Origin of the sequence: Streptomyces sp. NBRC 110028 (assembly GCF_001417735.1) — a bacterium.
In the GTDB taxonomy this organism is placed as follows: domain Bacteria; phylum Actinomycetota; class Actinomycetes; order Streptomycetales; family Streptomycetaceae; genus Streptomyces.
This window is the reverse complement of the sequence record NZ_BBUZ01000024.1, coordinates 709,174-729,247: the sequence shown is the minus strand read 5'-3', so window position 1 is coordinate 729,247 and position 20,074 is coordinate 709,174. Positions and strand designations below refer to the sequence as shown.

Genomic DNA, 20,074 nt, shown 5'->3' with positions numbered 1-20,074 from the left:
GGCCGGCTCGCTCAGTAGCGGGGCAGCGGGGTCTTCGGCGCGACGTAGGAGGAGCCGGACTTGCCGAGCGTGCCTTCGTACGCCTTCTTGTAGTCGCCGTTCTTGATGTGCTTCTCGATCGAGTCGGTGATCGCGTTGCGCAGCACCTTGTCGTTCTTGTTCATCCCGACGCCGTACGGCTCCTCGGTGAACGGCTTGCCGACCAGCTTGAGCTTGGAGGGACGCTGGGCCGCGTAGCCCTTGAGGATCGCGTCGTCGGTGGTGACCGCGTCGACCTGGCCGTCGAGGAGCTGCTTGACGCAGAGCGAGTACTTGCTCAGCTCGGTGGTCTCGGCGCCGTACTTCGGCTTCTTGATCTCCTGGAGCGGAGTGGAGCCGACGATCGAGCAGACCTTCTTGCCCTTGACGCTGTCCGGGCCGGTGATGCCCTTCTCGTCCTTGCGGACCAGCAGGTCGGCGCCCGCCTGGTAGTACGGGCCCGCGAAGCCGACCTGCTTCTTGCGCTCGTCGTTGATCGTGTAGGTGCCGACGTAGTAGTCGACCTGGCCCTTGGAGATGGAGGTCTCGCGGACGTTGGTGTCGACCGTCTTCCAGGTGATCTTGTCCGCGGAGAAGCCGAGGTCGGCGGCGATCATCTTGGCGATCTCGATGTCGAAGCCGGAGCGCTTGCCATCGGTGTCCGCGAAGCCCAGGAAGGGCTGGTCGGCCTTGGCGCCGATGATGATCTTGCCGCGCTTCTGCGCCGCCTTCAGGGCCGGCGAGTCCAGCTTCACGTCCTTGGCGACCGTGTACGAGCCTTCGTACAGCTCGCCGCCCTTCGGCTTGTCGCCGGCGGTGCCCTTCTCGCCGCCACAGGCGGTCGCGGTCGCCGCCAGAGCGAGTGCCACCGCTGCGGCCGCTGCCGCGTTACGCATCCTCATGGTGCTGCCCCATCCTTGGTTCCGTACGTCTTCGCAAACGTGGTGACTGTCGTGGCCACATGTCTCAGTGGTGGAGGATCTTCGAGAGGAAGTCCTTGGCCCGGTCGCTGCGCGGGTTGTTGAAGAACTGGTCCGGCTCGGCTTCTTCGACGATCCGGCCGTCCGCCATGAAGACCACCCGGTTCGCCGCGGAGCGCGCGAAGCCCATCTCGTGGGTGACGACGACCATCGTCATGCCGTCCCGGGCGAGCTGCTGCATCACTTCCAGCACCTCGTTGATCATCTCCGGGTCGAGCGCCGAGGTGGGCTCGTCGAAGAGCATCACCTTCGGGTCCATGGCCAGCGCGCGGGCGATGGCCACGCGCTGCTGCTGGCCGCCGGAGAGCTGCGCGGGGTACTTGTCCGCCTGGGCGCCGACGCCCACCCGGTCGAGCAGCTTGCGGGCCTTGTCCTCGGCGGCCTTCTTGTCCGCCTTGCGGACCTTGATCTGGCCCAGCATCACGTTCTCGAGCACTGTCTTGTGCGCGAAGAGGTTGAAGGACTGGAAGACCATGCCGACGTCCGCGCGCAGGCGGGCCAGCTCCCGGCCCTCCTGGGGCAGCGGCTTGCCATCGATGGTGATGGATCCGGCGTCGATGGTCTCCAGCCGGTTGATCGTGCGGCACAGTGTGGACTTGCCGGAACCCGACGGCCCGATGACGACGACCACTTCGCCGCCGGATATGGTCAGGTCGATGTCCTGGAGGACATGCAGCGCGCCGAAGTGCTTATTGACTCCGGACAGCGCGACCAACGCGTTCGCCACCGGTGCAACGTCCTTGGTCACCGATACTTCGCTCATTCGGCTTTCCGCTCCCGTCCTCCTTGGTTGGGAGGACATTAATGAGCTGTCACGATCAGCGTCATTACATCTGAGCGGAAATTGAGGATAACGATCTGGCTTCGGCTGGGCACTCTGTGTAAAAACGCGCCGCGGCGTCGTACCGGCTGCATAACGGAAACCTTCCTGTGACTGTATGCGTCTTGACGCATGGGCGTGGATCGGAGTGGATTCCCTGGGGCCGTGTCTTCGGTCACGTTCGGGCCGCGCGCGGCGGAAGGCGCGCACCCATGAGAGGGAAGGTGGGGAGGGGCTGGTGAGGCTGCTGCTCGTCGAGGACGACAACCATGTCGCCGCGGCTCTGAACGCGGTGCTGTCCCGGCACGGCTTCGACATCACCCACGCCCGAGGCGGTGAGGAGGCACTGCGGGCGCTGCTGCCCGGTGCGGGCGCGCCCTTCGGCGTCGTGCTCCTCGACCTCGGCCTGCCGGACCAGGACGGTTTCGAGGTGTGCGGCCGGATCCGCAAGCTCACCGCGACGCCCGTGATCATGGTGACGGCGCGGGCGGACGTACGGTCCCGCATACACGGGCTCAACCTCGGCGCCGACGACTACGTGGTCAAGCCGTACGACACCATGGAGCTGCTCGCCCGCATCCACGCCGTCAGCAGGCGCACCCTCCCGGCCGACTCCGGCGCCGGGGGCGGGGGCGCGGCCGGCGCCGAGGAGGGCCGGGACGGCCCGCAGCCGCCGCTGAGGCTCGGTCCGGTCACCATCGAACTGCCCACCCGCCAGGTCTCGGTCGACGGTGCGACGATCTCGCTCACCCGCAAGGAGTTCGACCTGCTCGCGCTGCTCGCCCAGCGCCCCGGCGTGGTCTTCCGCCGTGAGCAGATCATCAGCGAGGTGTGGCGCACCAGTTGGGAGGGGACCGGGCGCACCCTGGAGGTGCACATCGCCTCGCTCCGCTCCAAGCTGCACATGCCCGCCCTGATCGAGACGGTCCGGGGCGTGGGCTACCGTCTCGTCGCCCCGGCCGGCTGAGCGGCCAGGGCTGCCCACGTGCGCACTCGTCTCCTCCCGCTGCTGATCGTCCTCATGGCGGGCGTACTGCTCGCGCTCGGCTTCCCGCTCGCCGGGAGCCTGGCCGCCCGCGAACAGCAGCGCGTGGTCGTCGACCGGATCGACGACACGGCCCGCTTCGCCGCGCTCGCCCAGTTCGTCACCGCCGGTCCGACGGCCGTGGCGAGCGAGGAGGGCAACGAGCGGCTCCATACGCTGAGTTCGGAACTCACCCGCTACCACGACCTGTACGGCATCCGGGCCGGGGTGTTCTACCGGGACGGTCTGCGGATGGCCAAGGCCCCGGCCGACTGGCGGCTGCCCCGGAGCGGAAACGGCGCCGAGGCCTTCGAGGAGGCCCTGGCCGGGCGCCGCAGCCACGATCCGCCGCAGGTCTGGCCCTGGCAGGAGGGCAGGCTCGCCGTCGCGTCCCCCGTGGTCCGGGACGGGGACGTGGTGGCCGTCGTCGTGACCGACTCGCCCACCGGCAGGATGCGCTCGCGCATCCTGCACGGCTGGCTGGTCATCGCGGGCGGGGAGTGCGCCGCGATGCTGCTCGCGGTGGGGGCCGCGTTCCGCCTCACCGGCTGGGTGCTGCGGCCCGTACGCATCCTGGACACCGCCACGCACGACATCGCGACCGGGCGCATGCAGTCCCGGGTCGCGGCCGCCTCGGGCCCGCCGGAGCTGCGCCGGCTGGCCCGCTCGTTCAACGAGATGGCCGACAACGTCGAGGAAGTCCTCGAGCAGCAACGGGCCTTCGTCGCCGACGCCTCCCACCAGCTGCGCAACCCGCTCTCCGCGCTGCTGTTGCGCATCGAGCTGCTGGGTCTCGAACTGCCCGAGGGCCATGAGGAGATCGCCTCGGTGCGCACCGAGGGCAAACGCCTGGCCCGCGTCCTGGACGACCTCCTCGACCTCGCCCTGGCCGAGCACACCGCGGCCGACCTGCGGCTGACCGACATCGCCGCACTGGCCGCCGACCGGGTGGACGCCTGGCTTCCGGTCGCCGTCCGCGAGGAGGTCGGTCTCGCCTATACGGGCCCCTCGGCCATCACCGGCTGGGCCGACCCGATCGCCCTGTCCAGCGCGCTGGACGCGGTCGTCGACAACGCGCTGAAGTTCACGCCCCCGGGGTCGCACGTCGAGGTCTCGGCGCGGACCGACGGCGAGACCATCGCCCTGACCGTCGCCGACGGCGGCCCCGGCCTCACCGAGGACGAGCTGGCCCGGATCGGCGACCGCTTCTGGCGCAGCAGCCGGCACCAGAACGTCTCGGGTTCCGGGCTGGGCCTGTCCATCTCCCGGGCGCTGCTCATGGCGGGCGGCTCCACCATCGCCTACGCCCCCAACGAGCCCCGCGGACTGCGCGTCACCATCACCGTGCCGCGCGACAAGCCGCAGTGAGGCGGCCGCGCCGCCGGGGCGTCGGGGCTTCTCCGGGCGGCCGGGGCCTCAGGGCTTCTCCGAGCGGTAGTAGCGCGCGGCGCCCTGGTGCAGCGGCAGCGGATCGGTGAAGACGGCCGTCCGCAGGTCCACCTTCTGCGCGGCGTGCACCTTCGCCCCGATGCGGTCCCGGTTCTCTATCACCGTGCGCGTGACGCCCTTCGCCAGCTCCGGGTCCACCCGGTCCGTGGTGACCAGGAGATTCGGTACCGCGATTGTCTTCACGTCATCCGGCTGGCGTATCTCCAGGTACGCGTCGGCGGGCACGGTCGCCGCCCGGTAGTAGCGCGTCACCCCGCCCTGCCGGTGCAGCGGTCCGGTGAGGTCGCCGAGCTGGACCAGCCGGATCGGATACTCCCGGGCCAGGGTGCGCACCGCGGTGGTCGGCAGTCCGCCCGACCAGAAGAAGGCGTCCAGCTTTCCCTTCCGCAGCAGTCCCGGCATCTTGTCGATACCGGAGCGCACGGCGGTGAAGTCCTTGTCGAAGCTCAGCCCCGCGGCCTTGATCAGCGCCCGTGTGATCAGCTGCACGCCCGAGCCGTCGTCCCCGACGCCGACCCGCAGGCCCCGCAGATCCCGCGCCGAGCGCACCTTCGAGCCGCGCGGCACGACCAGCTGCATGTAGTCGTCGTACAGCCGCGCGCAGGCACGCAGCCGCCCGGCGCCCTTGCCGTGGTAGGCGGCGACGGCGTCGGTGGCGGCGACGGCGAAGGTGGCCCGGCCCCGGGCCAGCCGCTCCACGTTGTCCGGCGACCCCCGGGTCTCCAGGAGGCTGACATCCAGATTGGGCAGGTCACGGGAGAGGTCCCGCTTCAGCATCTCGCCGTAGGTCTGGTAGACCCCGGTGGACACCCCCGTCGCGAAGGTCACCTTCCCCCGGGGCTTCTCCTCGCCGCCGACCGGCAGGAGCCACCACAGCAGCAGTGCGAGGACGACCAGGCCCGCCGCGGCGGACTGCAGGGCGCGGCGCCGGTCCGGGCGCGGAAGTTGGACGGCCATGGGCAGGATCCTGCCAGTACCCGTCCCGGGAAGGGAGGGGCGGGGGAGCGGGACGAACACGTACCCTGGTCGATTGAGATGAGTGCGAAGACTTACGAGGTGCGCACCTACGGGTGCCAGATGAACGTCCACGACTCCGAGCGCCTGTCCGGCCTGCTGGAAGGCGCCGGTTATGTCCGTGCGCCCGAAGGCACCGGTGAGGGAGAGGCCGACATCGTCGTCTTCAACACCTGCGCGGTGCGGGAGAACGCCGACAACCGGCTGTACGGCAATCTCGGCAGGCTCGCACCGATCAAGGCGCGGCGCCCGGGCATGCAGATCGCCGTGGGCGGATGCCTGGCCCAGAAGGATCGCGACACCATCGTCAAGAAGGCCCCCTGGGTCGACGTCGTCTTCGGCACCCACAACATCGGCAGCCTGCCGGTGCTGCTGGAGCGCGCCCGGGTCCAGGAGGAGGCCCAGGTCGAGATCGCCGAGTCCCTCGAAGCGTTCCCCTCCACCCTTCCGACCCGGCGCGAGTCCGCGTACGCCGCGTGGGTCTCCATCTCCGTCGGCTGCAACAACACCTGCACGTTCTGCATCGTCCCCGCGCTGCGCGGCAAGGAGAAGGACCGCCGCCCGGGCGACATCCTCGCCGAGGTGGAGGCGCTGGTCGCCGAGGGCGTCACCGAGATCACCCTGCTCGGCCAGAACGTGAACGCGTACGGCTCCGACATCGGCGACCGCGAGGCGTTCAGCAAGCTGCTGCGCGCCTGCGGAAAGGTGGACGGGCTGGAGCGGGTCCGGTTCACCTCGCCCCATCCGCGCGACTTCACGGACGACGTCATCGCCGCCATGGCGGAGACGGAGAACGTGATGCCGCAGCTGCACATGCCGCTGCAGTCCGGCTCGGACACCGTGCTGAAGGCGATGCGCCGCTCGTACCGGCAGGAGCGCTTCCTCGGCATCATCGAGAAGGTGCGCGCCGCGATGCCGGACGCCGCCATCACGACCGACATCATCGTCGGCTTCCCCGGTGAGACCGACGAGGACTTCGAGCAGACGCTGCACGTGGTGCGCGAGGCGCGGTTCGCCCAGGCGTTCACCTTCCAGTACTCCAAGCGGCCCGGGACGCCCGCCGCCGAGATGGACGGGCAGCTGCCGAAGGCGGTCGTCCAGGAGCGGTACGAGCGGCTGGTCGCCCTCCAGGAGGAGATCTCCTGGGAGGAGAACAAGAAGCAGGTGGGCCGCACGCTGGAGGTGCTCGTCGCCGAGGGCGAGGGCCGCAAGGACGACGCCACCCGGCGGCTGTCCGGCCGCGCCCCCGACAATCGCCTGGTGCACTTCGCCCGGCCCGAGGAGCCGGTGCGCCCCGGTGACGTCGTCACCGTCGACATCACCTACGCCGCACCGCACCACCTGCTGGCCGAGGGCCCGGCGCGGGGCGTCCGGCGCACGCGCGCGGGCGATGCCTGGGAGCGGCGGAACACGGCCGAGGAGAAGAAGCCGGCGGGCGTGATGCTGGGACTGCCCACCATCGGCGCCCCGGCTCCCGCCCCGGCGTCCGCGGCGGGATGCGGCTGCGACTGACGAGCGGCGGGTGACGCGCGGCGCTCACGGCGCCGCACAGGACCGACGGGGGATGGGATGACGACGTGGTGGGGCCTGCTGGTCGAGGACTACCTCCAGATCATGGGCCCGGGGGCCCGTAACCACTCGATCACGGCGCTGGGGCATGTCCGGGGGACCCGTGAGGAGGCGCTGGAGGCCCTGCGCGAGCGCGTGCTGCGGTACGAGCCCCGGCACCCGGTGAACCCCTACCGGAAGCTGGTGTACCGGGACGGGGACGTCTTCCTGATGGTCCTGGAAGCCGCGACCGGCAACTACTGCTACCGGTTCAGGGTGGCCGAGCTGCTGTGGGACTCCGCGCCCCGCCCCGAGCCCGCCGGATAAGCTGGCGATCATGCTGATCGCCGCCGCCGTCTGTCCGTGTCCGCCGCTGCTGGTGCCCGAGCTGGCCGCGGGAGCGGCCCCCGAACTGGACTCGCTGCGCGCGGCGTGTCTGGACGCGGTCGCGGCGCTCGCGGCGGCCCGGCCGGAGCGGCTGATCGTGGCAGGTCCGGCGGAGCACTCCGGGCGCGGGTCCCATCCGCAGGGCGCGACCGGATCCTTCAGCGGCTTCGGCGTGGACGTGGAGGTACGGCTCGGGGGCGTGGCGCCCGCGCCGGGGGCGGGGGCGGGCGCGGGTGCGGGGGCGGGCGCGGACCAGGGTGGTGAAATCGGGGACGGGGGGCCCGGGCGGCCGCTGCCGCCGTCGCTGGCGGTCGGCGCCTGGCTGCTGGAGCGCGCGGGGTGGGACGTTTCGCCCGTCGAGGGGCTGGGGGTGGGGGAACCTCTCGCGGCCGAGCGGTGTATCGAAGTCGGAAGGAAGCTCGCCGCGTCGGCGGAGCGGGTCGGGCTGCTGGTCATGGGTGACGGCAGCGCGTGCCGGACGCTGAAGGCGCCGGGCTATCTCGACGAGCGTGCGGCCGCGTTCGACGCCGAGGTGGCGCGGGCGCTGGCGGCGGCCGACACCGCGGCCCTCGCTGCGCTCGACGAGGAGCTGGCCTACGAGCTGAAGGCCGCGGGCCGCGCCCCGCTGCAGGTGCTCGCGGGGGCGGCCGAAGGGGCGGGGCTGAAGGGGGAGTTGCGGTATGACGAGGCGCCATACGGCGTGGGGTATTTCGTGGCCCGCTGGGCGTAGCGCGGGCATCGCCCGGCGCGGGCGCCGGACCACGGCGCCCCGGGGTGCACCGCTGCTGGAGCGGCGAGACGTGCGGTGGCGAGACGTGCGGTGGCAAGACGTGCGGTGGCGGTGTGCGGGGGCGCGGGACCACCGCGGCCGCGAGGCATCCGCTTCGCGGCCGCGTACCGGCGGTGATCAGGCGCTGTCGCCGCCCTGGTCCTTGCCCTCGGTCCGGTTGTGGTCCTCGTTCCGGTGGGAGAGGCGGCTGAGGGCGTCCTTCGCCTTGCCCGTGCCAGTCTCGATCTTCGCGCTGTACTTGCCCTTGGTCCTGGTGTCGACCGTCTTGGCGGCCTTGTCGAGGCCTCGCCCGATCCGGGCCTCGTGCTGCTGGGCGAAGCTGCCGGCCCGGTCCTTCATGACACCGGCCTTGGCCTTGAGGTTGTCCATCAGGCCCATGGGCCACCTTCCCTTGTCGGATCCCTTATGCGCGGGCGCCCTCACCGGCCTCGCTGTCCGCCGACTCGGCCGCGGACTGCTGCTTGGGGATCGTCGCCGCCTCACCCGTCGCGGGCTCCTCCTCGCTCCGCTCCGGTTCCGCTTCGGCGGCGGGCTCGGGGGCCGGTGCCGCCGTCACGGCGTCGGCCGCGGTCTGCACGGAAAGCGCCTCTTCGGTCGGACGGCTCGTCTCCTTCGACGCACGACGAAACCTGGAAAACACGCCCATATCTACTCCATAGCCTACTCGTGTGGGCGAAATCCCGTGCCGCTCGGAGCGTCCCATTGCGCCGCTCGCGGGGACCGGTTTCCCGAACCGGTCCTCGGAACCTCGCAACTGGCAACGACCGCGGCCATCCCCCGTCACGTCGCTCGTTCGAGGAGGCGCCCCGGGGTTTGCGAGACTGGGCGGGTGAATACAGCAGGCCATCCGCCGCGAGTCATCGCCGTCGTCGGCCCCACCGCGGCCGGCAAGTCCGATCTGGGCGTCGCACTCGCCCGGCACCTCGATGGCGAGGTCGTCAACGCCGACTCCATGCAGCTCTACCGGGGCATGGACATCGGCACCGCCAAACTGACGGAAGAGGAGCGGCAGGGTGTGCCGCACCGCCTGCTCGGCATCTGGGACGTCACCCAGACGGCCAGCGTCGCCGAATACCAGCGACTGGCCCGCGCCGAGATGGACCGGCTGCTCGCCGAGGGGCGTACGCCGATCCTGGTCGGCGGCTCGGGCCTGTACATCCGCGGGGCCATCGACGCGCTCGACTTCCCGGGCACCGACCCCGCCGTGCGGGCCAGGCTCGAGGCCGAGCTGGCGGAGCTGGGCCCGGGGGCCCTGCACGCCCGGCTGGCGGCCGCCGATCCCGAGGCGGGCCGGGCGATCCTGCCCAGCAACGGTCGGCGGGTGGTGCGGGCGCTGGAGGTCATCGAGATCACCGGCCGGCCCTTCACCGCCAACCTCCCCGGTCACGAGGCGGTCTACGACACCCTCCAGATCGGCGTGGACGTCGAGCGGCCCGAGCTGGACGAGCGGATCACCGTGCGCGTGGACCGGATGTGGGAGGCCGGGCTGGTGGACGAGGTCAGCCGGCTCGAAGCGGCCGGGCTGCGGGAGGGGCGTACGGCCTCCCGGGCCCTCGGCTATCAGCAGGTGCTCGCCGCCCTCGCCGGAGAGTGCACGGAGGACGAGGCACGGGCCGAGACCGTGCGCGCGACCAAGCGGTTCGCGCGCCGTCAGGACTCCTGGTTCCGGCGCGATCCGAGGGTCCACTGGCTCAGCGGAGCGGCGGCGGACCGGAGGGAACTCCTCAGTAACGCGCTCGCGTTGGTTGAACGGGCGGTCACAGCCTGATCACGTGATGGCATCGGGACGCTCCGCTCGTCATTGAGGCCCCCGCGGGCATGCCATCATCAAGCTCCGATCGTGGTGTCTGGAGTTGGGAGGGCGCGTGGCGATGGAGGCCGGCCCTCGCAACGCATCGCAGCAAGCAGCGCGGGACTCGCCACGGGGCGAGCCCGGGCCGCTGACCCCTGACGGCCCCGACGAGGTGCCCGCGCTGCCCGAGCTGCTGGGCCCGGCCCTCGACGAGGCAGAGGAGCTGGGGGAGCCGGGCGAGCCGGGCTCCGGGGAGTCCTTCCGTGAGCTGCGCCCGCCGCGCCGGCTGCGGATCTGGCAGATCGCGCCGATCGTCGGCCTCGCCATCCTCGGCTCGCTGATGTTCGCCTTCCCGCTGGCCTTCGAGTTCGGCGACGGAGGCGCGGTCGTGGCGATGCTGGGCCTGCTGCTGAGCTGCTGCGCGGCGGGCTGGGGCCTGATGGCCGCCCGCCGGGTGGGCTACACCTGGCCCGGCCTGCCGCCTCGGGGCTCCGGCCGCCGCCCGGACTGGCGCTTCGTGGTGCTCTACGTGGTGATCGTGGTGCTGCTCGCGACCCTCACCTTCTGGCGCGTGGCCCGCCTGCGCTAGGGGCCTCCCCGTGCCCGTACCGCGCGGAGCGACGGCCCGTGCGGCGCGCCGTAGGATCGAGGGATGAGCAACGCGCCCCGGCTGCGGTTCCTGAAGGGCCACGGCACCGAGAACGACTTCGTCATCGTCCCCGACCCGGACGGTCGGCTGGAGCTGTCCGCCGCCGCCGTCGCCCGGATCTGCGACCGCCGCGCCGGTGTCGGCGGCGACGGGCTGATCCGCGTCGTGCGGTCGTCGGCCCACCCCGAGGCGCGGGCCATGGCCGCCGAGGCCGAGTGGTTCATGGACTACCGCAACGGTGACGGCAGCATCGCCGAGATGTGCGGAAACGGCGTCCGGGTCTTCGCCCGGTATCTGCGGCGGGCGGGGCTCGTCGAGGAGGGCGATCTGACGATCGCGACCCGGGCCGGACTGCGGCACATCCACATCGCCAAGGCCGCCGGTGAGCCCGAGGGCACCTCGGACGAAGGCACGGACGGAGGCGCGATCACTGTCGGCATGGGCAACGCCGTGCTGCCCGAGCCCGGCCCCGACGGCGGTATCACCGTGGCGGTCGGCGACCGGACCTGGTCCGCCCGCAACGTGAACATGGGCAACCCGCACGCGGTCGCCTTCGTCGACGACCTCGCCCAAGCCGGGGACCTGTTCACGGCCCCCGCCGTCCACCCCGCCTCCGCGTACCCGGACGGCGTCAACGTCGAGTTCGTCGTCGACCGCGGCCCGCGGCACGTGGCGATGCGCGTGCACGAGCGCGGCTCCGGCGAGACCCGTTCCTGCGGCACCGGCGCCTGCGCCGTCATGGTGGCCGCCGCCCGCCGGGACGGGGCCGACCCCGGCGTCACCGGTCGGCCCGTCACATACACGGTGGACGTGCCCGGTGGGCGGCTTGTGATCAGCGAGCGGCCGGACGGTACGGTGGAGATGACGGGCCCTGCCGTGATCGTCGCCGAGGGGGAGCTTGACCCCGTATGGCTGGACACGGCCCTCGACTGACGCGTCCCTCTCATGGGTGATCCGTTTCACTCTGGGCGAGAGCCGGTCGGCCGTGCGTGGTGGGCTCGATAGCATCAAGCACCGGCCCGGGGGAGTGCCCACGCCGGTTGACGCTCGACGCCGCCGGAGGTGCCCATGAGCGCAGAGGCCCCAGATCAAGCCGCTCTCGGCCGCAGGCGCGGCCTCCCCCGCATCGATCTGCGCAATATCCGCAGATTCGGCCGGGCCGCGCTGCTGGGACCGGCGTCACGGGACCGGCTGCCGGACGCGATCGAACACGTCGCGAAGGTGCACCGCGCCTACCACCCCGGCGCCGATCTGGATGTGCTGCGCAAGGCGTACGTCCTCGCCGAGTCCTCCCACCGCGGCCAGATGCGCAAGAGCGGTGAGCCGTACATCACCCATCCGCTCGCCGTCACGCTCATCCTCGCCGAACTGGGCGCCGAGACCACCACATTGACCGCGTCCCTGCTCCACGACACGGTCGAGGACACCGAGGTGACGCTCGACCAGGTGGGGGAGGAGTTCGGCGAGGAGGTGCGCTATCTCGTCGACGGCGTCACCAAGTTGGAGAAGGTCGACTACGGGGCGGCGGCCGAGCCCGAGACGTTCCGCAAGATGCTCGTCGCCACCGGCAATGACGTCCGGGTGATGTCGATCAAGCTCGCCGACCGGCTGCACAACATGCGCACCCTGGGCGTGATGCGCCCCGAGAAACAGGTCCGCATCGCCAAGGTCACCCGCGACGTGCTGATCCCGCTGGCCGAACGGCTCGGCGTGCAGGCGCTCAAGACCGAGCTGGAGGACCTGGTCTTCGCGATCCTCCACCCCGAGGAGTACGCCCACACCCGGGAGCTGCTCCAGGCCCACGCGGGCCGCCCCGACCCGCTCGCCCGCGCCGCCGAGGACGTACGGGCGGTGCTGCAGGAGGCGGGCATCACCGCCGAAGTCCTGGTGCGCCCGCGCCACTTCGTCTCCGTGCACCGTGCCGGGATCAAGCGCGGCGAGCTGACCGGATCCGACCTCGGGCGGCTTCTGGTCCTCGTCGCCGAGGACGCGGACTGTTACGCGGTCCTCGGCGAGCTGCACACCTGTTTCACCCCGGTGATCTCGGAGTTCAAGGACTTCATCGCCGTCCCCAAGTTCAACCTCTACCAGTCGCTGCACACGGCCGTGGCCGGGCGGACGGGCGAGGTCGCCGAAGTCCTCATCCGTACCCACCAGATGCACCGGGTCGCCGAAGCCGGGGTGATCGCCCTCGGCAATCCGTACGCCCCGACCGAGGCGGCGGCCGCGCCCGAGGGCGAGCGGGCCGACCCCACCCGCCCCGGCTGGCTGTCCCGGCTGCTCGAATGGCAGAGCGCCACCCCCGACCCCGACATCTTCTGGACCGCGCTGCGCGACGACCTCGCCCAGGACCGGGAGATCACGGTCTTCCGGTCCGACGGCGGCACCCTGGGCCTGCCCGCGGGCGCGAGCTGTGTGGACGCCGCGTACGCCCAGTACGGCGAGGACGCCCACTCCTGTATCGGCGCCAGGGTCAACGGGCGGATCGCGACGCTCAGCACCGTGCTGTGCGACGGCGACACGCTCCAGCTGCTCATGGCGGGTGACGCGGCGTCGTCCGGGCCGTCACCGGAATGGCTCGATCACGCCCGTACCCCGGCCGCGCGCATCGCCATCAACCGCTGGCTGGCCGCCCATCCGGCCGACCCGGCGCACGAGCCGCCGCAGGGCGAGGCGCCCGGCGCCGAGCACCTGCACGCTCCCGCGGAACCGGAAGGGACCGAGCCGGGGGAGACCGGGTCGGACGATGCCGGGCCGGACGATGCCGCGCTGCCCGTGGCCCCCGTGGGCCGCCCGGAGGCGGGCATCGTCGTCGACCTGCCCGGTGTGATCGTACGGCTGGCCCGGTGCTGCACCCCCGTACCGCCGGACGCGATCACCGGTTTCTCGGTGCGCGGCGGCGCCGTCACCGTCCACCGCGAGCGGTGCCCCGCCGTGGCACGGATGACCGCGGCCGGACGGGCCCGGGTCGGGGTCCGCTGGTCGGAGGAGTACGACGGGGACGGGGGCGACTACCGGGTCACCCTCTTCGCGGAGGCGTTCAGCAGGCCCCATCTGCTCGCGGACCTCACCGAGGCCATCGCCGCGGAGGGCGCCGAGGTGGTCGCCGCCGCCGTCGAACCGCCGCGTGAGCAGCGGGTTCGCCATACGTACACGCTCCAGCTGTCCGACGCGGGCCGGCTGCCGACCCTGATGCGGGCCATGCGCGACGTCCCCGGGGTCTACGACGTGACAAGGGAGGGCCGTCGCGTGGCGACCGCCCGTTCCTGAACTCCTTCGGGTGGATCGGGCCCGGGTCGGACTGCGGCCTCGTCCGGGCGCTGGTAGCCGTAAGGCATGACGCATTCTCCGGGCCCTCGCCCCGGCCCCCTCCCGCGGCCGGCCCAGGCCCATCCCCTCCCGCGGAGGGGGCGCCGCAGGACCGCCCTCGTGGCCGTCGCCCTGGCCGCCGTGCTCGCCTCGGTCGGCCCGTCCTCCGCCGCCGGGCCGGTCGGCGCCACGGGCCCGCGGCCGCTCGGCATCGGCGACCCGCTCTACCCGAGGCTCGGCAACCCCGGGTACGACGTCACGGCGTACGACATCGCCTTGGACTACCGTCGCCCGGACCGGCCGCTGGACGCCGTCACCACCATCGACGCCCGCGCCACCGCCGGATTGCGCACCCTCAATCTGGACTTCGCCCAGGGCACCGTGCGCTCCGTACAGGTGGACGGCGCACCCGCCGCGTTCGTCACCGCGGGCGAGGACCTGGTCATCACCCCGCGCACCAGGATCGAGCGGGGCGCGGACTTCCGGGTCACCGTCCGGCACACCAGCGACCCGGGGGACGGCGCGAGCGGCGGCTGGGTCCGCACCCGGGACGGGCTGGCCATGGCAAACCAGGCCGACGCCGCCCACCGGGTCTTCCCGTGCAACGACCATCCGTCCGACAAGGCGCGCTTCACCTTCCGGGTCACCGCGCCGAAGACCCTCACGGTCGTCGCCGGTGGTCTCCCGGACGGGCGCGTCCGCGACGGGGCGCGTACCACCTGGTCGTACCGCCTCGCCCATCCCATGGCCACCGAGCTGGCTCAGGTCTCGATCGGCCGTTCCGCCGTGCTCCACCGCACCGGCCCGCACGGGCTGCCGGTGCGCGACGTGGTGCCCGCCGCGGACCGCGGGAAGCTCGCGAAGTGGCTCGCGCGCACTCCGGGGCAGCTGAGCTGGATGGAGAAGAAGGTCGGACCGTATCCCTTCGAGGACTACGGCGTGCTGATCTCCCACGCCACCACGGGCTTCGAGCTGGAGACCCAGACGCTCTCGCTCTTCGAACGCGGTCTCTTCACCGACGACGAGTTCCCGCGGTGGTACGTGGAATCGATCATGCTGCACGAGCTGGCGCACCAGTGGTTCGGCGACAGCGTCAGCCCGCGCCGCTGGTCGGATCTGTGGCTCAACGAAGGCCACGCCACCTGGTACGAGGCGCTGTACGCGGAGCAGTACGGCAAGGCGAGCCTGGAGCGCCGGATGCGGCTGGCCTACGAGCAGTCCGACGCGTGGCGCGCCGCCGGAGGGCCACCCGCCGCGCCCAGGCCCGCCGAGCCCGGCAAGCAGATCGGGCTCTTCCGGCCGGTCGTCTACGACGGCAGCGCGCTGATCCTGTACGCGCTGCGGCAGCGGATCGGCCGGGCGGACTTCGAGCGGCTGGAGCGGCAGTGGGTGCTCCGCCACCGTGACGGCGTGGCCTCGACCGCCGATTTCGTCCGGCTCGCCTCGGAGGTGGCGGGCCGCGATCTGAACGGCTTCCTGCACCCCTGGCTGTACGGGGAGAAGACGCCGAAGATGCCCGGGCACCCCGACTGGAAGACCGCCCCGGACCCGGACGCGAAGCCTGGGGCCAAGGCGGGCGCCGCACAAGGGACGAAGCCGGGTGCGAAACCGGGCACCAAGGCGGGCGCCGGGCCCGGGGCCCACTCCGTCCCGCACGGCCCGGCGGCGCGCCGGAGCGCGAAACCCGAGTGACGGCCCTGCCGTCGCGTGCGACCATCGAGGGGTCGGCGTCGCCGCCGGAGCGGTGGGGAATCCCACGGGCCCCTCGTGCGTTGTCGACAGTGACGATGTCCCTCGACGTAAGGATTCCTTTGACCCACTCCTCTTCCCTTCCGCAGGACCGGCAGCGCCTCGCCGAGAGCCTTCGGGCCGACGCCCTGATGGAAGAGGACGTCGCCTGGAGTCACGAGATCGACGGGGAGCGTGACGGCGACCAGTACGACCGCTCCGACCGCGCCGCGCTGCGGCGTGTGGCGGGACTCTCCACCGAACTCGAGGACGTCACCGAGGTCGAGTACCGGCAGCTGCGCCTGGAGCGCGTGGTGCTGGTCGGCGTCTGGACGTCCGGTACGGTGCACGACGCGGAGAACTCCCTGGCGGAGCTGGCCGCGCTCGCGGAGACCGCGGGCGCCCTGGTGCTCGACGGCGTCATCCAGCGCCGCAACAAGCCCGACCCCGCGACGTACATCGGCTCCGGCAAGGCCGAGGAGCTGCGCGATGTCGTGATCGAGACCGGTGCCGACACCGTCGTGTGCGACGGCGAGCTGAGCCCTGGCCAGCTGATTCACCTCGAGGACGTCGTCAAGGTCAAGGTGGTCGACCGCACCGCCCTGATCCTCGACATCTTCGCCCAGCACGCCAAGTCCCGCGAGGGCAAGGCGCAGGTCTCGCTCGCCCAGATGCAGTACATGCTGCCGCGGCTGCGCGGCTGGGGTCAGTCGCTGTCCCGGCAGATGGGCGGCGGTGGCTCCGGATCGTCGGGCGGCGGTATGGCCACCCGTGGTCCCGGTGAGACCAAGATCGAGACGGACCGGCGCCGCATCCGCGAGAAGATGGCGAAGATGCGCCGTGAGATCGCCGAGATGAAGACCGGCCGCGACATCAAGCGGCAGGAGCGCAGGCGTCACAAGGTCCCCTCGGTCGCCATCGCCGGGTACACCAACGCGGGCAAGTCCTCGCTGCTCAACCGGCTCACCGGCGCGGGTGTGCTGGTGGAGAACGCGCTGTTCGCCACCCTGGACCCGACCGTGCGCCGGGCCGAGACGCCCAGCGGACGGCTGTACACGCTGGCGGACACCGTCGGCTTCGTCCGCCATCTGCCCCACCACCTGGTCGAGGCGTTCCGTTCCACCATGGAGGAGGTCGGCGACGCCGATCTGATCCTCCATGTGGTGGACGGCTCGCATCCGGCGCCGGAGGAGCAGTTGGCCGCGGTGCGCGAGGTGATCCGTGACGTGGGCGCGGTCGACGTGCCCGAGATCGTGGTCATCAACAAGGCGGACAAGGCCGATCCGCTCGTGCTGCAGCGGCTGCTGCGCATGGAGCGGCGCGCGATGGCCGTCTCGGCCCGCTCCGGGCAGGGCATCGACGAACTGCTCGCGGTGATCGATGACGAGCTGCCCCGGCCGCAGGTCGAGATCGAGGTCCTGGTGCCGTACACCGACGGCAAGCTGGTCGCGCGTACGCACGCCGACGGCGAGGTGATCTCCGAGGAGCACACTCCGGAGGGCACTCTGCTCAAGGCGCGGGTGCACGAGGAGCTGGCAGCCGAGCTGCGGCGGTTCGTACCGGCCGCGGCGAGCACGCGGCAGTAGAGCGGAACGGCGCACGCACGGCGAAGGCCCGCCCCATCCCGGCGCCCCCGGGGCGGGCCTTCGCCGTTGCCGGCCGCGGGTGACTACCGCCCCGCGAACTTCTTGCTGACCGCGTTGTAGACGCCCTTGGCCTCGGGGCCCAGGTGCGGGCCCGCCAGCCAGGTGGCGTTGGACGGGCCGATCGAGGTGTTGGACACCAGCGCGGGCTTGCCGTCCGCACCGTTCGCGACCCAGCCGCCGCCGGAGGAACCGGCGGTCATCGTGCAGCCGATGCGGTACATGGTCGGCTGCTTGGCGTCCAGCGACAGCCTGCCCGGCTTGTCGGCGCACTGGTTCATCTTCTGGCCGTCGAACGGCGGGGCCGCCGGGTAGCCGGTGGCCGTGATCTCGGCTATGGACTTCACGGCGGGAGCGTTGAAGTCGACCGGCAGTGCGCCGCCGACCGTCTCCTCCAGCGACTTACCGCCGCTGACCTCCGGCTTCACATGCATGACCGCGAAGTCGTACGGGGCGCCCTTGCCGCCGGTGGCCGCGCCGCTGTCGATCCACTGGGAGGAGGTCTGGGCCCAGTCGGCCCACCAGACACCCTTGGGGGCGAGTTCTTCCCGGGTGGCGTTCTCCAGCTCGGCCGCCGACTTGCCGGAGTCGTTGTACGAGGGCACGAACATCAGGTTCTTGTACCAGCCGCCGCCCTTGCCCGCGTGGACGCAGTGGCCCGCCGTCCAGACCATGTTGGACTTGCCGGGGTGGGCGGGGTCCTCGACCACGGTCGCGGAGCAGACCATCGACCCCTCGGGGCCGTCGAAGAAGACCTTGCCCGCGTAGGGAACGCGGGAGCTGTACGGGCTGCCGACCTCCTCGGCCTTCACCGGCTGCGGATCGGGATCGGTCACACCCTGGTCGTCCGCGATGTCACTGTCGTCGACCGGCTTGTCCGGCTCCTGAGCCTCCCGCATCCGGTCCGGCTTCCACAGCCCCTTGATGATCGGGTTGATGAAGTCGCCCGCCTCGCGGAGCCAGTCGTCCCGGTTCCACTTGTTCCAGGCGCCGTTCTTCCACTGGTCCAGATCGACGCCGAGGTTCTTCAGCTTGTCGTTGAGGTTGTCGGGCAGCTTGATGTCGTCCGCGCCCTGCTGGTCCGACGATGCGGACGCCTTGGCATCGGCCGAGTCGTCCGACGATCCGCACGCGGTGGCGGTGAGCGCCAGCACGGCGGCGACGGCCGCCGTGGCGAGCGCGGGCCGGCGTTTGAAAGGCATGGGCGGGACTCCCCCTGATGATCTGAACTGCTTCACGGCCTGTCCGGAATTGTCATGCTCCCCCCGACAGCGGGGCGATCCCCCACTATGCCGGTGCCGCCTACGACGGCTACAGGCGGGGCCCTGGTTCCCGGCGGCAAGGATCTTCGGTCAGCCCGTGATCCCGGGCCTGACCCGTCGTTGGTACGTACGGGGGACAGCCGGAGGGTGTTCAGCAGCGAGAGGACCGTGAGCCGTGGCCATGACCCAGCTCCCGCCGATGACGCCGGACCCTTCGCCGCCCGTCGTGCCGGACGGCGACGGGTCCGGCGAGGACGCCCCGGCCATCCTGCGGCGCCAGTCGCTGCGGGAGTCGGCCGCCCGCACCTACGCCCGGGCGCTGCCCATCGTCCCGGTGCGCGCCCGCGGGCTCACGATCGAGGGGGCCGACGGCCGCCGCTACCTCGACTGCCTCTCCGGGGCCGGAGCGCTGGCGCTCGGGCACAACCATCCGGTGGTGCTGGAAGCGATCCGCGCCGTCCTGGACTCGGGAGCCCCGCTCCAGATCCTGGACCTGGCCACGCCGGTCAAGGACGCCTTCACGAACGAGCTGTTCGCCACACTGCCGCCCGAACTCGCCGCACACGCGAGGGTGCAGTTCTGCGGGCCCGCGGGCACGGACGCCGTCGAAGCCGCACTGAAGCTGGTCCGGACCGCCACCGGGCGAGACGGCCTGCTGGCCTTCTCCGGGGCCTACCACGGGATGACGGCCGGGGCGCTGGCCGCCTCCGGCGGCGCCCCGGCGGTGAGCGTGACCCGGCTGCCCTTCCCCTACGACTACCGCTGCCCGTTCGGGGTGGGCGGCGAGCGCGGCGCGGAACTCGCGGCGCGCTGGACCGAGCGGCAGCTGGACGACCCGAAGGGCGGGGCGGGCGCACCGGCCGGGATGATCCTCGAACCGGTCCAGGGCGAGGGCGGGGTGATCCCCGCGCCGGACGGCTGGCTGCGCCGGATGCGGCAGATCACCGCGGCCCGCGGTATCCCGCTCATCGCGGACGAAGTGCAGACCGGGGTGGGGCGCACCGGTTCCTTCTGGGCGGTCGGACACAGCGGCGTGGTGCCCGACGTGATGGTCCTGTCCAAGGCCATCGGCGGCAGCCTGCCGCTGGCCGTCGTGGTCTACCGGGAGGAGCTGGACGCCTGGCGGCCCGGCGCCCACGCGGGCACCTTCCGGGGCAACCAGCTGGCGATGGCGGCGGGTGCGGCCACCCTCGCGTATGTCCGCGAGAACGGCCTCGCGCAGCGGGCCGCGGTCGTCGGCGAGCGCATGCTGACGCGGCTGCGCGCCCTCGCCGCGCAGTGGCCCCACATCGGGGACGTCCGCGGCCGCGGCCTCATGATCGGCCTGGAACTGGTCGACCCGGCGGAGCCGGGCCCCGGTCCTGAGCGCGGTACCGTCGCCCGTCCCGCCGCCCCGCTGCTGGCGGCCGCCGTACAGCGGGAGTGCCTGCGCCGCGGCCTGATCGTCGAACTCGGGGGCCGCCACTCCGCCGTGATCCGCCTCCTTCCGCCACTGACCATCACCGACGAGCAGGCCGAAGCCGTACTGGACCGGCTCGCCGAGGCACTGGACGCCGCGATCCGCGCTCTCGGCGACGGCGCCGCCCATGAACTCCCGCCATCCGCCCCGCCCGTCACCGGAGACCGCCGGTGACGGGCGGGGCGGCCGTGAGACCGCCCCA

The 20,074-nt window shown here is 72.0% G+C and carries 18 protein-coding genes; 12 read left to right on the top strand and 6 right to left on the bottom strand.

Annotation, left to right across the window (positions count from 1 at the left end):
• Positions 1–11: 11 nt before the first annotated feature.
• Together ASC60_RS12410 and ASC60_RS12405 are read right to left on the bottom strand one after the other, a co-directional pair.
• On the bottom strand, positions 12–920 hold the full coding sequence (locus ASC60_RS12410; RefSeq protein ID WP_055549908.1) for a glutamate ABC transporter substrate-binding protein: 909 nt from the start codon (positions 918–920) through the stop codon (positions 12–14).
• Positions 921–984: 64 nt separating this feature from the next.
• Positions 985–1,761: an amino acid ABC transporter ATP-binding protein gene (locus ASC60_RS12405; RefSeq protein ID WP_055549906.1), complete on the bottom strand. Its 777-nt coding sequence runs from the start codon at positions 1,759–1,761 to the stop codon at positions 985–987.
• Between the two features lie 295 nt (positions 1,762–2,056).
• Here ASC60_RS12405 and ASC60_RS12400 point away from each other — a divergent pair, with 295 nt between their 5' ends.
• Both ASC60_RS12400 and ASC60_RS12395 read left to right on the top strand, forming a co-directional pair.
• On the top strand, positions 2,057–2,785 hold the full coding sequence (locus tag ASC60_RS12400; protein WP_055549904.1) for a response regulator transcription factor: 729 nt from the start codon (positions 2,057–2,059) through the stop codon (positions 2,783–2,785).
• A gap of 18 nt (positions 2,786–2,803) precedes the next feature.
• A complete protein-coding gene (locus ASC60_RS12395; protein ID WP_055549901.1) occupies positions 2,804–4,210 on the top strand; it encodes a HAMP domain-containing sensor histidine kinase in 1,407 nt (468 codons plus the stop codon).
• Positions 4,211–4,258: 48 nt separating this feature from the next.
• Here ASC60_RS12395 and ASC60_RS12390 read toward each other — a convergent pair whose 3' ends face one another.
• Complete coding sequence (locus tag ASC60_RS12390; RefSeq protein ID WP_055549899.1) at positions 4,259–5,248, bottom strand: TAXI family TRAP transporter solute-binding subunit; 990 nt, start codon at positions 5,246–5,248, stop codon at positions 4,259–4,261.
• 78 nt (positions 5,249–5,326) lie between these two features.
• Between ASC60_RS12390 and miaB the strand changes: the two genes are divergently transcribed.
• Genes miaB through ASC60_RS12375 form a run of 3 tightly spaced genes read left to right on the top strand, consistent with a single transcriptional unit; the run spans position 5,327 to position 7,970 of the window.
• Positions 5,327–6,817: a tRNA (N6-isopentenyl adenosine(37)-C2)-methylthiotransferase MiaB gene (gene miaB, locus ASC60_RS12385; RefSeq protein ID WP_055549897.1), complete on the top strand. Its 1,491-nt coding sequence runs from the start codon at positions 5,327–5,329 to the stop codon at positions 6,815–6,817.
• A gap of 57 nt (positions 6,818–6,874) precedes the next feature.
• Positions 6,875–7,180, top strand: coding sequence for a hypothetical protein (locus ASC60_RS12380; RefSeq protein ID WP_055549895.1), 306 nt, complete (start codon positions 6,875–6,877; stop codon positions 7,178–7,180).
• 10 nt (positions 7,181–7,190) lie between these two features.
• Positions 7,191–7,970, top strand: a complete 780-nt coding sequence (locus ASC60_RS12375; protein WP_055549893.1) for a class III extradiol dioxygenase subunit B-like domain-containing protein — start codon at positions 7,191–7,193, stop codon at positions 7,968–7,970.
• Between the two features lie 177 nt (positions 7,971–8,147).
• Here the strand turns inward: ASC60_RS12375 and ASC60_RS12370 are convergent, their stop codons facing one another.
• Positions 8,148–8,408, bottom strand: a complete 261-nt coding sequence (locus ASC60_RS12370) for an antitoxin (RefSeq protein WP_055549891.1) — start codon at positions 8,406–8,408, stop codon at positions 8,148–8,150.
• 25 nt (positions 8,409–8,433) lie between these two features.
• On the bottom strand, positions 8,434–8,607 hold the full coding sequence (locus tag ASC60_RS38460) for a gliding motility protein (RefSeq protein ID WP_234356905.1): 174 nt from the start codon (positions 8,605–8,607) through the stop codon (positions 8,434–8,436).
• Between the two features lie 252 nt (positions 8,608–8,859).
• Here ASC60_RS38460 and miaA point away from each other — a divergent pair, with 252 nt between their 5' ends.
• From miaA to hflX, 6 genes are all read left to right on the top strand, one after another.
• A complete protein-coding gene (gene miaA, locus ASC60_RS12365; protein ID WP_055549888.1) occupies positions 8,860–9,798 on the top strand; it encodes a tRNA (adenosine(37)-N6)-dimethylallyltransferase MiaA in 939 nt (312 codons plus the stop codon).
• 103 nt (positions 9,799–9,901) lie between these two features.
• Positions 9,902–10,411 (top strand): hypothetical protein, encoded by a 510-nt coding sequence (locus tag ASC60_RS12360; protein ID WP_055550089.1) that lies wholly within the window; start codon positions 9,902–9,904, stop codon positions 10,409–10,411.
• 63 nt (positions 10,412–10,474) lie between these two features.
• Positions 10,475–11,404 (top strand): diaminopimelate epimerase, encoded by a 930-nt coding sequence (dapF, locus tag ASC60_RS12355; protein WP_055549886.1) that lies wholly within the window; start codon positions 10,475–10,477, stop codon positions 11,402–11,404.
• A 135-nt stretch (positions 11,405–11,539) separates the two neighbouring features.
• Complete coding sequence (locus ASC60_RS12350; protein ID WP_055549884.1) at positions 11,540–13,741, top strand: bifunctional (p)ppGpp synthetase/guanosine-3',5'-bis(diphosphate) 3'-pyrophosphohydrolase; 2,202 nt, start codon at positions 11,540–11,542, stop codon at positions 13,739–13,741.
• Between the two features lie 66 nt (positions 13,742–13,807).
• Positions 13,808–15,472: a M1 family metallopeptidase gene (locus ASC60_RS12345; protein WP_234356904.1), complete on the top strand. Its 1,665-nt coding sequence runs from the start codon at positions 13,808–13,810 to the stop codon at positions 15,470–15,472.
• Between the two features lie 119 nt (positions 15,473–15,591).
• Positions 15,592–17,094 (top strand): GTPase HflX, encoded by a 1,503-nt coding sequence (gene hflX, locus ASC60_RS12340; RefSeq protein WP_055549882.1) that lies wholly within the window; start codon positions 15,592–15,594, stop codon positions 17,092–17,094.
• An 83-nt stretch (positions 17,095–17,177) separates the two neighbouring features.
• On the opposite strand, the gene ASC60_RS12335 is transcribed toward hflX, so the two are convergent.
• The gene (locus ASC60_RS12335; RefSeq protein ID WP_055549880.1) at positions 17,178–18,353 is read right to left on the bottom strand and encodes a serine protease; all 1,176 of its coding nucleotides are present in this window, start codon (positions 18,351–18,353) and stop codon (positions 17,178–17,180) included.
• A 259-nt stretch (positions 18,354–18,612) separates the two neighbouring features.
• Here ASC60_RS12335 and ASC60_RS12330 point away from each other — a divergent pair, with 259 nt between their 5' ends.
• Positions 18,613–20,046 (top strand): diaminobutyrate--2-oxoglutarate transaminase family protein, encoded by a 1,434-nt coding sequence (locus ASC60_RS12330; protein WP_107097061.1) that lies wholly within the window; start codon positions 18,613–18,615, stop codon positions 20,044–20,046.
• The last annotated feature ends 28 nt before the right edge of the window (positions 20,047–20,074 follow it).